15 protein-coding genes are annotated in these 15,926 nt (G+C 41.8%); 9 read left to right on the top strand and 6 right to left on the bottom strand.

From position 1 onward, the window contains the following. The 3 genes from U2718_RS25775 to dnaX form a co-directional block, all read left to right on the top strand. On the top strand, positions 1-497 hold a 497-nt coding region (locus U2718_RS25775), incomplete at its 5' end, for a DUF5895 domain-containing protein (protein WP_411813367.1). Positions 498-574: 77 nt separating this feature from the next. Continuing rightward, positions 575-1,906 (top strand): DNA polymerase III subunit beta, encoded by a 1,332-nt coding sequence (dnaN, locus tag U2718_RS25770; protein WP_342003244.1) that lies wholly within the window; start codon positions 575-577, stop codon positions 1,904-1,906. 72 nt (positions 1,907-1,978) lie between these two features. Continuing rightward, positions 1,979-3,265: a DNA polymerase III subunit gamma/tau gene (dnaX, locus tag U2718_RS25765; RefSeq protein ID WP_342003245.1), complete on the top strand. Its 1,287-nt coding sequence runs from the start codon at positions 1,979-1,981 to the stop codon at positions 3,263-3,265. A gap of 244 nt (positions 3,266-3,509) precedes the next feature. Here the strand turns inward: dnaX and U2718_RS25760 are convergent, their stop codons facing one another. Then, positions 3,510-4,490: a hypothetical protein gene (locus tag U2718_RS25760; RefSeq protein WP_342003246.1), complete on the bottom strand. Its 981-nt coding sequence runs from the start codon at positions 4,488-4,490 to the stop codon at positions 3,510-3,512. A gap of 170 nt (positions 4,491-4,660) precedes the next feature. Further along, on the bottom strand, positions 4,661-8,026 hold the full coding sequence (locus tag U2718_RS25755; protein WP_342003254.1) for a DUF3987 domain-containing protein: 3,366 nt from the start codon (positions 8,024-8,026) through the stop codon (positions 4,661-4,663). Positions 8,027-8,499: 473 nt separating this feature from the next. On the opposite strand from U2718_RS25755, the gene U2718_RS25750 reads away from it, so the two are divergent. Together U2718_RS25750 and U2718_RS25745 are read left to right on the top strand one after the other, a co-directional pair. Continuing rightward, positions 8,500-8,634 carry a hypothetical protein gene (locus U2718_RS25750; protein WP_342003247.1) on the top strand — a complete coding sequence of 45 codons (135 nt, stop codon included), beginning with the start codon at positions 8,500-8,502 and terminating at the stop codon, positions 8,632-8,634. A 265-nt stretch (positions 8,635-8,899) separates the two neighbouring features. After that, on the top strand, positions 8,900-9,979 hold the full coding sequence (locus U2718_RS25745; protein ID WP_342003248.1) for a hypothetical protein: 1,080 nt from the start codon (positions 8,900-8,902) through the stop codon (positions 9,977-9,979). A gap of 105 nt (positions 9,980-10,084) precedes the next feature. On the opposite strand, the gene U2718_RS25740 is transcribed toward U2718_RS25745, so the two are convergent. Both U2718_RS25740 and U2718_RS25735 read right to left on the bottom strand, forming a co-directional pair. Then, positions 10,085-10,900, bottom strand: coding sequence for a DUF4351 domain-containing protein (locus tag U2718_RS25740; RefSeq protein ID WP_342003249.1), 816 nt, complete (start codon positions 10,898-10,900; stop codon positions 10,085-10,087). A 565-nt stretch (positions 10,901-11,465) separates the two neighbouring features. Continuing rightward, positions 11,466-12,014, bottom strand: a complete 549-nt coding sequence (locus tag U2718_RS25735; RefSeq protein WP_342003250.1) for a hypothetical protein — start codon at positions 12,012-12,014, stop codon at positions 11,466-11,468. Positions 12,015-12,250: 236 nt separating this feature from the next. Here U2718_RS25735 and U2718_RS25730 point away from each other — a divergent pair, with 236 nt between their 5' ends. Further along, on the top strand, positions 12,251-14,065 hold the full coding sequence (locus tag U2718_RS25730; RefSeq protein ID WP_342003251.1) for a 3'-5' exonuclease: 1,815 nt from the start codon (positions 12,251-12,253) through the stop codon (positions 14,063-14,065). Positions 14,066-14,246: 181 nt separating this feature from the next. On the opposite strand, the gene U2718_RS25725 is transcribed toward U2718_RS25730, so the two are convergent. Next, entirely contained in the window at positions 14,247-14,585 is a 339-nt protein-coding gene (locus U2718_RS25725; RefSeq protein WP_342003252.1) for a hypothetical protein, read from the bottom strand. Positions 14,586-14,819: 234 nt separating this feature from the next. On the opposite strand from U2718_RS25725, the gene U2718_RS25720 reads away from it, so the two are divergent. Both U2718_RS25720 and U2718_RS25715 read left to right on the top strand, forming a co-directional pair. Further along, positions 14,820-15,062, top strand: coding sequence for a type II toxin-antitoxin system ParD family antitoxin (locus U2718_RS25720; RefSeq protein ID WP_016877441.1), 243 nt, complete (start codon positions 14,820-14,822; stop codon positions 15,060-15,062). Positions 15,063-15,067: 5 nt separating this feature from the next. Continuing rightward, positions 15,068-15,364 carry a type II toxin-antitoxin system RelE/ParE family toxin gene (locus U2718_RS25715; RefSeq protein ID WP_016877442.1) on the top strand — a complete coding sequence of 99 codons (297 nt, stop codon included), beginning with the start codon at positions 15,068-15,070 and terminating at the stop codon, positions 15,362-15,364. A gap of 55 nt (positions 15,365-15,419) precedes the next feature. Here U2718_RS25715 and U2718_RS25710 read toward each other — a convergent pair whose 3' ends face one another. Further along, a complete protein-coding gene (locus U2718_RS25710) occupies positions 15,420-15,668 on the bottom strand; it encodes a class I SAM-dependent methyltransferase (RefSeq protein ID WP_342003255.1) in 249 nt (82 codons plus the stop codon). Between U2718_RS25710 and U2718_RS25705 the strand changes: the two genes are divergently transcribed. Then, on the top strand, positions 15,647-15,769 hold the full coding sequence (locus U2718_RS25705; protein ID WP_342003253.1) for a hypothetical protein: 123 nt from the start codon (positions 15,647-15,649) through the stop codon (positions 15,767-15,769). The two genes, U2718_RS25710 and U2718_RS25705, sit on opposite strands and share 22 nt — an antisense overlap. Positions 15,770-15,926 lie beyond the last annotated feature (157 nt).

Genomic DNA, 15,926 nt, shown 5'->3' with positions numbered 1-15,926 from the left:
TAATCAACCTAGTGGATGAGAACAACAAAAACCTCCACAGCAAACCAATCGTTCTCTCAATTAAGGGAGTAGCTTCTTCTAGATTTGGCGAAGCTTATAAACAATTCCAACGGGAACTAGAAGTAGCGTTCGCCAGGTTTGCAGATGTACCTGTTGCTGAAAAATCCCAAGAATTTCACCGACTTGGTATATTCCAACCCACCTTCGTACCATCACTCGAACCCAAGGAAGCAATTAACCAACGCGATAAATCCTGGGTAGCGGTAGTCGAATCCTACAAATCTCCCAACCCTGATGGTAGCAACTTCCTCGAATTCTTCTGTGAGGACAAAGAAGCAGAATTCCAAACATTGATGCAAGCTAACCCTGAGTTTAGCTATCGCATTGGTAAAACTTCTGCTGTTGTCGCCGAACACCACCGTTTAGTTGGTAAAGCCACAAACGAAGTAATGGCACTACCACCTTCAACTCCCGTTATTGAGGACTTACCGTACTGACTGTTTTAAAAACAAACATAGGTGCTAGTAACAACTAGCACTCGTGAATGAATATCCACAAAAGATATACAACCAAAATGGAACTAACAATTGCTCAATCTGTACTTGCAGAACTCATTGATACAGCCAAAAATGGCATATCTACAAAACCAGTAGACCCAATCCTTGGCAGTCTGCTAATCGAAGCGTCAGACTCAGGCAAACTCACCGTAATTGGTACTGACCTAAATGTTAGTATCAAAACTTATTCTGTAGTTAACATAAAACAAGCAGGTACAGTAGCACTAAACGCCAAACTACTAGCCGACACGGTTAACAATCTATCAGGCGAACTCGATATTGAGGTTAGCGATCGCAGCTGCATAATCAGCCACAGTACGGGAAAGTGTCGCATTGTGGGAGGAAACGCAGAAGATTTCCCAAGCATCCCAGAAACAGAAAACCCCACCGTTATCAGTATCTCTAGCAAGAAGCTACAAGCTGCACTTTTATCTTGTCTGTATTGCAGCAGCACTGACGAAACCAAACTTGTCCTCACAGGTGTACATTTTCAATTACAAGGTGAAAATTGGAGTTGTGCTAGCACTGACGGACACCGCCTTGCATTTGTATCCTCCAAATTAGAAGTAAGCTACGAACCACTCTCATTCACTGTTCCTAGAAGAAGCCTTATCGAGTTAGAAAAAATCCTCTCGAACGCAGCCCAAAGCAGCAGTTGTACCCTCAAGGTGGGAAAAAACACTATTCAATTTATCCTGCCAAATGCTGAACTTACATCCAGGTTGCTAGAAGGACAATTCCCCAATATCAACAGCTTTATCCCTAGAAGCTTTGCCAACGAAATAGTTGTAGAACGCAAGGGAATGGAAATAATTCTCAAAAGAATTAGCCATTTTGCAGAGAAAAAACACAAAATCGTCAAAATCCTATGGGAGGTCAATGACCAGCAAGCAACATTAATGACAGGTAATACTGATATTGGCGATGCGGTAGATTCTCTACTTATCAAAACGCAAACCAGTGTTGGAGAAAACATCGGTATTGGTCTAAATAGTGGCTACCTGCAAGAAGCACTCAAGCACATCTCAACCGATGAAATCGTGTTCAGGTTTAACAAGCCTCTCCAGCCAGTAATCATTTCTCCTGTAGGTGGGTTACTCGACCAACTAACACTAGTTATGCCTGTAGATGTACAGGATTTTAATAAACCACAGCAGCTTCAAGATACCTCAAAACCAGACACGGAAGCAGTAGCAGAAAATAGCGCCGAAGCAGAGCACGTATCCGATGAAACAATCAATCGGGAAGATAAATCTACATCTGATACACCTGCTACTAACAAACCTAAATCCCGCAAACGCAAGCAGGAAGCAAAACTTAAACCGGAATTGGAAACCACAACCGTATAAACCAAAAAGTATAGCCAGTAATAGTGCTGGTTATACACAAATTCCATTTATAAAATTTGACAGTCTAAGAATATGTACACACCACTGCATCTAAAGTATCGTCCCCAACAACTTTCACAAATTATCGGTCAAGAGCATATTGTTCGCACTTTGAGTAATACGATCGCCTGTGGGAAAATTGCACCCGCTTACCTATTTACCGGCCCTAAGGGTACGGGTAAAATCAGTACAGCCCGTATTCTCGCTAAATCCCTTAACTGTCAATCATTAGAGAATGCTACAGCTGAACCTTGCGGCGAGTGTAATTCATGTAAAACTATCACAAATTCCTCATCTGTAGATGTAACCGAACTTGATGCTGCCAGCCACTCCGGTGTAGATAACATTCGCGAAATAGTGTCCAACCTCCAACTCAAACCAATTGAGGGCAGGTACAAAATCCTGATTGTGGATGAATGTCATGCCCTGTCTCACCAATCGTGGCAAGCATTATTAAAGACAGTCGAACAACCGCCAGTCCATGTAGTGTTTGTATTCTGTACGACAGAAATACACAAAGTACCAGAAACTATTACCTCTCGCTGTCACAAGTTTGATTTTAGGAGGGTTTCACCAAGAGCAGTTGTAGATTACCTAGTAGAGATTGCTTCCCAGGAAAGCATTGACATCACACTATCAGCAGTAACCACGATCGCCAAAGCTTGTAACGGACACCTGCGCGACTCACTCAGACTTATCGATCAGCTAACCCTACTGGGCGATGGAGAAATTACTCCTAATTGGGTGTGGGAATTATCAGGTACAATTCCCGAACACGATTTACTCACTTTCTGTGAAAATATTGCCAGAGGGGAAATCACGGGTAACTTGGGCATTCTCCAAGATTGGATTACATGCGGTAAGCACCCAATCACCATCCACACCAGTCTTGTCAATTTCCTTAAAGACCTACTTATCTGCAAAACTAACCCCAATGGCAGAAATCTTACTCAATTAGAGGAGGACACTTGGAAGGAACTTACAACCATCTCCCAATTGTGGAGTACAGCCAGCATTCAATCAAGCATCACACTCCTAATGACACGTCAAAATCTCATGCGGGATGAAGCAGCACACCTGTGGTTGGAAGCTACCCTTATTGAGATATTTCCAACTAAAAAGAACAGTCTGCAACCTTGGAAAGATTGGAAAACTCCTCAAGATGCTATCAATTGGGCGCATGTTCAATTACCTCAGATGACACAAGCCCAGTTACAAGAACACTGGCAAGAGCTTACACCCATTAATGGCAAAAGAGCACCAGCATGGGTAGAAGCTGTTCAGAAGCTGCAACAAAGGCAACTGATGTCTATTCAATAATTACTCATCAGTTTTCAAGAATTATGTAGAATCCACGTTGTAGAAGAATAACAAAGTTTTATGTAACATCTTCTACAACCTAATCTTGATAAATTCGCCCCTTACAGAGCTTGAATAAATTGACTAATGCAGTGAAGAATGACGTTGAAGGCGACCCCTTGTTATTAGCTTCCGGGGCAACTAATAATGCTTTTCATATTATTTATACTCGTTTGATGCTTTGCTATCGACCAGTTATTATGTTTCAGCTATCAACCCCATAATATTTCTCCAACCATTCCAACAAGCCTTCCTCGACTGGGGTCAGGTAAGTCTGTCGTCCCAGAGACTCCAACACTGTGTAAGCACAGCGATCTAGTATTCCATAATCGCGCAAACGCTTGATGCGTTTTTTAATTTGTGGTAGTTGGCGATGTACTTCCGGAGAATCAATTTTGTTGAGGTTTTCAGGTTTCACGTTTAGAGTAGTGTCATGAACGTCCACTTCTACACTAAATTCTTTAAGGGCAACTGCGATCGCCCAACAGCCATTATATTTGCGTTCAGTACCCTCTAACCTAGTTAAGGTAAACACGTCACCTATTTGGCAAAAATCACTGGCAAGAAGCAGAGGCTTTCCCTTGAGCTGTTCCACAATTCCCTTAATAATGCGTCCGCTAGGAACTTTACCGCCAGCTTCTTCTATACCCTGTAACCATGCAGCCGCTTGAAGTTCTGGTTCAAAATTTGCTTTAGCTAAATCACGTAACTGACGTTCGTTGGTCGGCATGGGAGTTTGCCGACCAATGGTCGGCAAAAATTTCTGAATATTGTCATAGACGACAGCAGCCGCCATCTTCAGGTAAGCAGTGTCGCGACTATAATTAAAGCGATCGCGGCAGTATTCCTCAAAACTTCTATGAGTACTCCGGTATAGCCGCCGTTCCCGCAGTTCCCTCAAGGCACAACCCGCTTCATAAAATGCCCGTTCTATTTTTAGCTCCAATCTGTGACGGTCAGCTTTTTCCTCCTCGGTTAGCTCCTCTAGGACTTCGACCGCAACAACTACAGTATCAGCTGTTGCAAATTCTTCCCTTGGTTTGGGTTCGTGCTCTACTAACTCTTGTTCAGAAGAGTTACAGGTCATAGTGACTGAAATTTCACTATCACCTCTTTTTACCCGTTTGTCGCTTTTGTTTGCATTAACTTCTTGATCGGGTTTTAATTTAAGTTTTTCAACTGTCATAATTGATACCTTTTAAAAACAGCTGAAACTTTTGTACGGAAAATCATCAGCTTAATATACAGTTATTATCCGTTTTTACATTATGTCTTACCCCCTTGCTTTTGAGTAAAATTGAACACAAGATACTGTGACAAATCTAATAAAGGTAGGTGTTAAAGGTGTGCTTGCACCTAGCCTGATGATGCTCTTCGGATTTGTCCTTCAAAGACATGCATTCTCCCCTTTGCATCAAATAAACTAAATCGCCCTACTAAATTGGCAACAGTGACACAAGCATCAATAAAATACCCACCAATCCACTCCCCAGCTGCCGTCAAAATTTCGACTGGCTGAAGCTTGCGGTTGTTTGATTTCCTACCTGTAACAGTTGGGTTCACATCTTGCAGTGTCTGGGCGGTAGCATTCGGGAAATTTAAGTCAACACTCGCTTTAATACCTAATAACTCAGTAGATTCTCGTAAAAGTTCGGATAATGCTTCTGGAGCATTACCATTTGATGGCAGAGGGGTTGGTACATCATTTCCTCCAAGGAACTGGGACGAATCATCATCGTGACTATTGCCTAGAAATTCTATATTTGACCATTCATCCGTTGACAATTGACGCTCCAATTGACAGTTATTGTCAATCAAATCAGTACCTTCTTCGGTGGGCATTTGAGCGTTTGAATTGACAAATTGACGTAACTCTACATCTTTCAATCGTAATGAGGAATTTGAGTGGCGGTTAGTTACTTTCTCTGAAGAAACAGGTGCCTTAAGATTTATGTCAAATGAGTCAATTTCTTTGTCAAATCCAGGAGTAATTTGGGTTTTAAGGATTGACACAGGTGTCAAATTTCTGTCAATTTTGTCAATCTCATTCAGTGGCACACCATTTGGCAAATAGACTAAGTTAGACCCTTTATTTTCAACGCGACCCCAACCTGCTGCTGCCATCATTTCCATCAGTCGCCGGATTTCAAAAGTCGGTTTTTTGCGGAAAGCGCGGATGCTACTCTTGAGCATGGAAGCTGTAGCCCCTCCCAGACGTTCAGCCACTTTCTGTATTTTCAGACCCCAAGATGTCAGCCCAGATTCTGGAGAGTTTTGAGCATGAATTAATTTATGCTGCCACAGAAAATAAGCTGCTAGCTCAATGGCCTTTTCCATCGTGTCACCACAGATAACTTGGCTCGGAGTTTCACCCCTTAAGACAGCATTGACGATGTGTAGCCATAGTGCCAACCTAGTGGTGTAAGCTTCAATCTTGGGATAGACTGCCCTCAGTCCATAGGACTCCTCAGCAACTTGGGCATCTACGAGAGAATGCTGCCACGCCTCAAAAAACTTAGCCGCTTCCGTGCTTAGAAAGTAATCTTGTGCTGACACCTGGCCGAGTTTTATGTAAAGTTGACGTAGTGCTTGAGAGATACCAGTATCGGCAGCAGTACTTTCTCCAACTAACCGCAGATAACGTTTAGGAGACTTTGCAGCACAGAACAGCCATCGAGCAAAATTGCCGTTGCAGTCGTTGTGGTCACCCATTATAGTAGCTAAAACTTCCCACTGGATGCTGCCTGTACGTGAGATGGCACTCTTAGGTAAGCATACAGATTTGTCTGAGCGGTCGTAGATAATTGCAGACCCATTGAATTGATCGAGTTCCTGCTCTTCATCAGCCCCTAAACCACCGCGATATTGATTACGGGCTTTGAATAACCCTGCTAGTTCATCCCGGTAGTACAGCAGTCCGCGAGGATTTTCACTATGAATTCGCTGCAATGTTTCCAGTGTGCTGTCCTTAGTTAGATAGCGCTGGCGAGTGGGTGCTATTGCTGGCTCCTGTTGTGAGTCGTCCTGCTTTTTGCCTTTACCCACTGTTTGCAGCTTGTTGTATTCAGCTAGTTCCATCCGATAGCGCTCAAAAGCCTCAGCTTCTAATTCCACTAAGGGATCGATAATTAACCGTTGGGCTGGAGTTTTCATAGAACCAGATTCAGCTACAATGCTCGTCCACATCACCATCGGTTGAGCGTACTTTGCGGATGGCTTTACAATTACTCGCGCTGCCGATCCAATTCGAGATGCCGCAGTTCCCAAGAGTGTCGTAAATAAAAATTCAGGAGCTGTCGGCATGGCCTTAGCAGTATCAATCAGAAGTTGGGCGAACTGAGGTTCAAGCAATCGGGTAAGGTCAAGTTGGTGAGGATGAGTTTTAAGCAAAGATGAAAGCTTCTGCGTGGCAACTAAAGTGTCAGTTTGCAAATCTACTTCAAAAGTAAGTAGCTTAACTAGCTGCTCAATCTGCCGATAGGGACAGCTCACCGAAGCCGCCAACTCCATCAATGCGATCGCTCGCCCTGACTCGGAATCACAACTGCTCAAAATTTCTAGAATGCGTTCGTGCAGTGCGGCATCTGAAATAGGCGGCTTCTTCCCAACACCGAAAACATTACCAAACCCAGGATTTCTAGCAGGACTACCAGAACTAGCCAAGAAATTTTGATTCGGTTTAATATAAGTGTTCCAGTACCAAGCCCTAATACAGGTTTCCACACATAAAGGAGTACAGCTGGGTTTAGGGTGGTCTTTTTCGGCTGACTTCCAGATAGCATCAACTTCTTTAGCTGGTAGCGGCGGGTTACAACGACTAGCGTAGTCCTGCAACAATAGCTGTGGGTCGCCGTCAAACTGCTGACCGATGTTAGTAAGATAATTGGCACTGCCAATTAAGTCTCGTGCTAGTTTGGCTCCATTGGTATTGCGACCCCCCTCGTTTACCCCAAAGTTGAGCAGAGTACGAGACTCCTTGGAGAGACAGACTTCGAGCGGCACCGCAACTGGCACTGGTACAGAGATATCTTCATACCGAGCGTACTGTTGCTCGTGTGCAAAAGCACTGGCTGCTGATTGCACTGTTTTACGCTCTCGTTGGACTAACTCAGGATTCTGCGATAACGGCACAGAGGAACGCAATTTTTCATAGTTGTACCTAATACCAGACTGCGAGATGATATCGCACCTTTGCGGCTTTTCCCCTGGCTTGATGTGCCACGCACCAGCCAATCGCATCACCCGACTGGGATTTTTGATGGCTGGATCAGCACCAGTGTAGGTTAGTAAGTCATTTTGCAACTGCTTCCACTCTTCAACTGGGATGGGTTTTTCAAACACCCAGTAAGAATGCACGGATTTGCGAGTCTGGATTTGAAAGGTTGGTTCTGGTAGCGAAAGCGTTTGCCACAAATTTCGCTGTAACTCTATTTCCAGATCATCATGCTCAATAAAGACCGCACGGCACAGTTGAACGTCTTCATCTTTATGGCCACCGCCGTTAATCACAAAATATATGCCATAACCCTGCTGCTGCCACTGCAAAATTTGTTTGAAGTTGAGTTTATCAGCTTTGCGTCCTGTGTTAGGAGCGTAACGGGGGTCTTCTTTAGGCAAGAAAGCCCGAACATAAATAGCATCACCTCGCTGATATCCCAAAAGCTCTAGCTGTTTAATTGCTTGTGAGGTATCAATTTCAAATGCTGAAAGCTGTGTAATCATCACCGAGCACCCTCCTCGTTCAAAGCAAACATGAATTTGGAGAAGATAGTGAAAGTATAATTACGATAAATAGAATGAATAGCGCAATCAATCTGCTTAATGCCAATATCTGACTTAATAAAGTCAAATATTGCAATTTTTTTAGAGCTTGCTTCCATTGAACACGAACTCCGTGAATTTTTAGTTTACGGAGCCAGGGCAGCAGCAAAAGTACAGTTCTCTGCGCTTACCATTTAGGGGGAAGTTTGTTAAAGTCTAGATATGTTTATATCTGGGCCTTTGTTCCACGCAGTTGGCGCTGCGTTGACTCTAACAAAGTCCTAGCATTTAGGTAAGTCGGGAGAGAACCTTTACTGTTCTCCTCGGCTTTTTAAATGACGACAGTCATGACGAGCAGGCTGTCAAATTTGAAACTTAGCATTGAAAGATTTTGATATCAAGGGGGCAAAATCGCTTATACGCCGGAGTCACAGGTGGTTCATACGCCGGAGTCACAGGTAAAACTATACGCCGGAATCACAGGTAAACGGAATATCTATACGCCAAAGTCACAGGTAAAACTGTACGCCAAAGTCACAGGTCAATGTTTGGATAGTTTGCAGCATTAGCCTTTCAAAAAATTGATTTCAAAAACTATACGCCGGAGTCACAGATAAAACTATACGCCGGAGTCACAGGTAAACAGGATATCTATACGCCAAAGTCACAGGTAAAACTATACGCCGGAGTCACAGGTAAAAGCGTGAAAATCATACGCCGGAGTCACAGGTCTTCATGAAGATTTGTTAACTAAGACTGTTATTAATTTATAGAGGTGTGGCAGTTTAGAACTGGCAAACTTGATAAAATTTGCTCAATAATTAGGTAATAGTTGTGAGTAAGGAACATACCGGTTTTCCCGTGGATGGACAACTGCTGATGGTATTGCCTAGAGCAGGAGCATCAATTAGAAACCCTGATGTACAACAGCCCATTCTCCGTGCTGATGCAGATGGTTATTATTTAGAAATGCGAGTTAACGCTGACCCTAAAGACGAGAGCGAAGTTGCATTAACTCGTCGTGTTCAATTAGAAGAACTTTCTGCTCAGGAGTGGGAGGAACTGAAAGCCCAGTATGCCAACTTAAATCTGAAAGTTTGTACAGAAGAGGGAATTAGCAAAGGACTGGAGAAGATTCAGGATCGCCGAGTTCAGCGCTTATTTAAAGCATTGCTAACCTTTTTAAATCCACGACAGGTTGCGATTGTGCTGTTTTTGTACAAGGAAGCGCGAGAGCAGGACAACGGAAGTCTTGTTTCTTTTCGATCCAATGATCTGTTAGAAAGCTTAGGCTATACTCGTGCAAAGGATGGTAGTTTCACAGCCAGGTCGCGATCGCAGCTAAACCAGGACTTGGTTGCTCTCCATAGAACTGAGCTAGTGTTCGCTAAGTCTTTGAAAAAAGGCAATACAATGGGAGCGAAGGTCATCGTCAAAAGTATCCTCCGCATCCGAGATTACGAAATCGATAATGTGCCACGAGACTTCGATTTAGCCAAGGCTGCCGATTACACTTATGAACTAGCAGATGCTTACACGGTGGCGCTGGAATTCTTTGAAGGATCGGAGCGAACGGGAGATTACATACTGTTCTCCAACAGCATAGACACCAAGCAGAAGCTAGGGAGTAATGCCAAGCATGACTACAAGATGAAACTGCTAGTTTATCTTGCTAGCCGAATGAAATGGGATAAGCTAATTGATGGACAATATTTAGTGATTTCTAAGCAATATCTGTTCAAAAATCTAGACCTATTGGGCAGTAACCTGTCTAGGAACAACCAAATTCTGTGGCGGACTATAGAGGAACTGCAAGCTGAAGGCTATATTTTGGATGCCCAAGAGCTACCTGGAAAGCGGAAGATGACCAGTATACAGTTTCAAATTAACTCTGAGAAACTGCGCTCTAACTGAAAAATATGCTTTTTATAAAGGCTGATACATCACAGCAATTGCATCGACAAATTTCGAGAACTGCTGTTGACCTTATAAATGATAATGATAAGAATCTTAACTTCTTTACTGTTGGTCAAGCCAAGCAACTAAATCAGTGATTGTTGACATTTTAAAAAGCGCTCGACCCAGAGCTTCTAGCTGTTCTTTATTTAAAACTTTAACTCGTGCAACGATTGATGAATCAATTTCACCAAAGCGTTCATCAAGTAAGGACATACAAAATGAAAATGCTTCTTGTTGTTGTCCCTTCTGCAATATGTCTTGATAAATTACTGACTCTTGCATAACATCCTCGCTCAAAAATTGACGAATTAAGTCTTTCTCAAACTTCAAACCTGCTAATATCTCTGTGTAAGCTGCAATATCCTGCTTAGTCTCCCTATCGGAAATTCTAGCAACACTCTGGGCAACCTGTGATAATAACCGTTGTGGTGAGGTTGTTCGTGTCAATGGTGCTAACGGTAATAATGCAAGATTATCGAGAAATAACGCTGAATCTTGTTCCCACATTCGTATAACTTGGTAGCGATGGGTCGTAGCTTCACTGACATATTCTTCGGTGAATGCGATTTCGTCATTTGTCTGTTGTAAAAAAATTACTACCTGCGTTACAGGGACTTTGTATTGACGTATCAATCTCACAGAGTAATCTAACATCCGAAAAGAAATCGGTGTTCTAGACCTTGTTATGGTTTGAAATTCAAGATGTAGAATACGATTTTCTGTTTGCAGAAATGTCACAGAGTCAGCACGGATTGGTTCGATGCTTAATTCAGTTTTTAATACTTTAATTTCTCGCGGTTCGACCGTTAACAACCAACGCGCAAAATCGCGTGGATATTTTTCTGCTAATATTTTACAAATGTTGTCGTAGCTCACAAATAAAACAAAATCAATACTAATATAATTTTATTGTATGTTGAGCAAAACAAGAATTTTTTACAAATTAACTAAATATTTAAATATACTATTGTTAGTTATAAAATATAGATTAAAGCTCAAATTACCTGAAGTTAAAATGGCATTTTATTAGATAAAATCTTGCTTTTTTATTAATTATGTGTAATATTTATATTTACAATTAATTAACATATTCATAAATTTGAAAGCTTATAACAATAAGTTAAATGTTATAAATATAAGTAGATATTTTATATATATCCGTATATTTTTATGCCAAATTTTTAGTTAAGATTAAACTTTTGCTCTTAAAGAAAGGCTTCAATATCCAAAATTATTGAAAAGCTTATTTTGTTAATAAAAAAGTCTATGTTTATTAGATAGCAAGTATTTAGGGTTTGTAGTAAGCATTTTTAGCATAACACTTACTGAAGAGTCAAATTTTTTAATAAAGGTATGCAAATAACAAAGACGATCGCTTAGTTCTGCCAGTAAGAGTGCGATCGCCTTCAAAATCAACCCTGATACAGGGTGCGTTTCCCTCTCAACTTTCCTTACTTGTCAAAGGTGATAACTCTTCATGATAGTAAAAATTAGTTAACTGGGCGCACTGATTAGTATATATAGTACGTGCCACTTTAGACTTACTCAAATCACGTCGCAGTAGAACGTCAAAACCAGCAGTGCGTTCCTTATAATCAGCTGGTGCTCTCGATAAATCTTTTGTAACGGAGGGATTATTATAGCTAGCTTGCAATTCCTTATTTGGAGAGTAGATATCCAGTTGATTAGGAGTAGATTGGGTAAATAATCTTTGGGTATTGTTCCCTTTCCACAAACCCAATTTCTCACGCTTCAAACCCTCCATCACCAATTCACCAGTTGCATCAGGAGTAAAAGGTTTTATCCTAACAAAACAACCTTTATCGTCCTTAACAACAAGTCGTACCTTCACCCCGTCTCCATCAAAGTGGAAATTATTAATCAAATCATTAACTGAATCTACAGCAGGTAATTTCTTGGTTTCGGATAACTCTGGCAAAACTTCAGATTGAGAAGCAGGCGCGGGAGATACGGAAGCTGAATATTCCACAGGTTTTGGTAGATTCAACTGTGCGGTATTATCAGAAGATTTAGGAGAACAGCCTAATAGATAAATTAGGATAGAAGATATTAAAAATCTCTTAAATAACATAACTAACTATAGCAAAATTAAACTATTAGTATAAGTATATGTACTAGATAAATAATTAGGTTTTGATTCAGTAATATTAAGGCAAGAAACTATTAATTACCACCAATACATACAATTGGAAAAATCTCTAATTCATGAGTTACAATCACAGAGATTTTGTTAAAAAGTCTAAAGGTAGAATCGTTGTAGATGAAAGCAAGCTAGACATATATTGGAAAGACTCCATCCCGATAAAATCCTGGCAACCCCAAGTACACTTAAAGCGATATCAGGAACTTTCACAACTATTTGTTGATATCGAAACCGCAGGAATAGACCCAGTTGAGAATCGCATTTACGCCATCGGATGTATGGATGAAATAGGGTGTCCCACTGTTTTTATAGATATCTCAGAAGCGAAAATAATCACGGAATTTCTTAATCATTTGGAAAAGAAAAATCCAGAAGTAATTTTTACCTACAACGGGATGCAATTTGACTTACCATTTATCATTACTCGCTGCAAGTTACACGGCATTGCTAACCCCTTTAAAGTCGCATCTAAGACCCGCACTATCCGAACTGCTCAAGTACGCGGCGAACCGCTAAAAATTCGGGAAATATTTATCCGCAACTGCCAACACGTAGACATTTATATCTGCGTTCTTAGGTGGGATTTTATCGCCAAAAAACTTACCAACGGGCGATCGCTCAAACAAGCTGTTTTGGAAATGGGATTGCGTTCGCAAACTCGATTAGTTCTTCCTTATGAGGAAATCAAGGTTTGCTGGAAAGCTGGTTCTGGTAGCAGGGGATGGGAAAAAATCAGGGAGTATCTGACCTACGACTTAGAAGATACCCGACTCATTGCCAATATGCTCGTACCCTCGTACTATTACGAAGCACTGGTAGTACCAGGAATGAACCTCCAGCAACTAGCCCTCGCTGGTAACGGTACCAAATGGGAAAGAATTTTCGAGCATCACTATCCTGGTTACAAGCCTAAACCAGACCGCAAGTATAAATTTCAAGGGGGGATAGCTCACTCTGTACCAGGATTGTATAGAAGGGTAGGGTACATCGATATTAGTTCCATGTATCCCAGTACTATATTGTCAAAGGGGATTGTCTCTCATAAAGATACGAACCGAGTCGGGTTGAGCATCCTGCAATATTTAGTAACCGAGAAGTCGAGGTTGGAAAAACTCGCCAGTACTGGAGATATCGTTGCTAAGGAAAAAAAAGAATCCACCAAAGTCCTAGCTAATTCTCAGTTTGGGTTCTTCGGCACTTCGGAACTACCCTTCAATGATATGGAAGCAGCTGCCCTTGTAACAGCCTACGGTCGGCGCACTTTACAATTCATGATCGAAGTAATCAATAAAGCTGGTGCAACATCCATAGAAGTTGATACTGATGGTGTGTTCTTCACCCACCCCAACCCAGAGGAAGTATACACTACACTTCAGTCTCAACTACCCCAAGGGATAACCGTCAAGCTAAAATTTATTGCCAATGCTATGTTTATCCCCCAAAGGGGAACCAAAAACTACCTTCTATGGCTTGTGGACGGAAAAATCGTTACTAAAGGTAACTGGCGCAGCCGCGATCGCTCGCAATTAGAAAAAGAATTTTCTATTCAGTACTTAACCTATCTAATTCAAAATACATCAGCAGCAGAGGAATATTACGCACACATCTGTTCTCAGATTTTATCAAGGGAATACCCCAAAGAAAAGTTATGCATCACCCGCAAAATTAAAGAAGGCGAAAAGGAACTTCTCAAACTAGGAAAAACTGGAGATGTCGTAACTTACTACTACAGTATCCAGGGAGTAACCAATATAAACAGTCATAAGAAGTATTCATCCCACTACTATCTCCAATTGGTTGCCCGAAAAAGAGAAGAAATTTTGCAAATAGCAAATCCTCAATTAGTAAGCAGTTACAAACAATTAACTTTGTTTTAAGATGGTTTTGACATCCACCTCGCACTAAAGCTGTGTTTTGTGCGGGGATTCCAACATCACTGTTGGATTTTCCTCTTTCTGCGAGACGATTTACTTGTAGAAGTCGCCTTGTACAAGCAGAGATCGGACTCTCCAGAGGCGTAGTAAATTCCCGACTGCTCATCGGTATTTCTGAAAAGTTCTAATCCTTTGTTAAGGATGTTGCGGCTAGCATTCCAATCTCGGCAAGCGGTGTAGGAGCAATGTGGGTTCCAATCCCAAACTTATCTGTGAATGTGATGTATTGACGACACTGTGAAAGTGACCAACCACTTTGTTTATATTCAACAGATGCTCTGGTTTGGAGTTTACGAAATCTGGGAAAACCCTTTTTAAAAGGAACTTTGTTTTTACAATTCTCAAAAAACCTAGAGATTGCTGCCCAGGCACGTTCTGCCATTACCTGTCTTGCCGATGAGTTGAGTTTTGATACCCAAGGAAAAGCAGGGTTGTCTGACAAAACTTTTGTATATTTATTCAAATTTGAGGTCTTCTAGCGATTTAAGATAAAATTATCACTACTCAACAAAAAACAACGCAAGTGGTCTGTTACTGTAGAGGCAGGGAAACGGGCAAACGGACGTCATAGACTTTTTGGGATGCGTACAAGCGCTTGTAAGTATTGTACTTGCAGACACGGGGTGAAAAAAGTTGTTGTTAATGGGACTTTTCAGTAACAATAGCTTATATTCCCAAATGAAAACAATGCAGGCTTATGCAAATTTCCTTGCCCTCGGAACTGGAAGAATTGGTAAGAACCAATGTGGCTAGTGGCGTTTATGCCTCTGCCGATGATGTCATCTGTGCCGCCTTGCAGCTGTGGAAAGAACATACCGATTATTTGAAAGAAGAAATTGGCCGAGGCATTGATGAGGCGGATCGAAAAGTTTTTTCCTCAATGTCCCTTGAAGACTTGAAAGCAGAAGGACGGCGCAGGCTGAACAACCAGAAACATTAAACCTGATGGCTTTTTTAGTTGTCCGTACTCGTCTTGCAGACGAAGACCTGTTGGAAATATGGCTTTACATTGCCCAAAATAACATCAATGCGGCTGACCGCTTATTAGAAAAAATAGATAAAAAGTGCCAGCTTCTCGCTGATAGCCCAAGAGTTGGTGTCAGACGTGATGATTTAGCACCAGGTGTTTTTTGTCTTATTGAAGGCAAGTACCTGATTTTCTATCGCATCATCAATGAAACAGTCGAAATTTTGAGAATCCTACACGGGGCGCGTAATCTCAAAGCCATCTTCCACCAATAGATAGATATTAACTGCGCGCTGTCCAGGTAGTTCTAACTGTACGTTTATCAGCTGATTATTTGGTCGCCAGCACACAGAAACCCCGATCTGTTTCTACCAAATATGCCTCAGTAAAGCCAGCCGTCGTGAGCATCTCGGTCAATCCAGTACTCGATTGCCCGGAATGAGGAGTAAACTCAAACGCAATCTTGCCACCGACCTTGATCACCCGTCGCATTGAGCGTAGCCCAGCCATTGCATCTGGCCAAACTTGCATGGAGTAGATCGCCAAGGCTTTATCAAATGTGTCATCTGCAAACGGCAGCTTTTCAACCGAGCCATACTCAAGTTGGACTAAGCCTGTCTCAATCGCTAATCGTCAGTTTTTGTTGGCGTAGTGCGGTGGCGATCGCTAACAGGTTTTGATTTTGTTATTCCTGCTCCAATGACATCTGAGCGTCACTGGAACTTCTCTATCGTGATCGAGATGCGAATGAGTCTCCACTATCTTCTGATAGAGCTTGCTAATAGGCGCAGTCAAATCCGAGTCCGCATTTTTTCTTGGGCATGAGACTCTCTTGTT

Source organism: Chlorogloeopsis sp. ULAP02 (genome assembly GCF_038404745.2).
In the GTDB taxonomy this organism is placed as follows: Bacteria; Cyanobacteriota; Cyanobacteriia; order Cyanobacteriales; family Nostocaceae; genus Chlorogloeopsis.
Note: the sequence above shows the minus strand (reverse complement) of the source record. Positions and strands in the feature narration are given on the sequence as shown.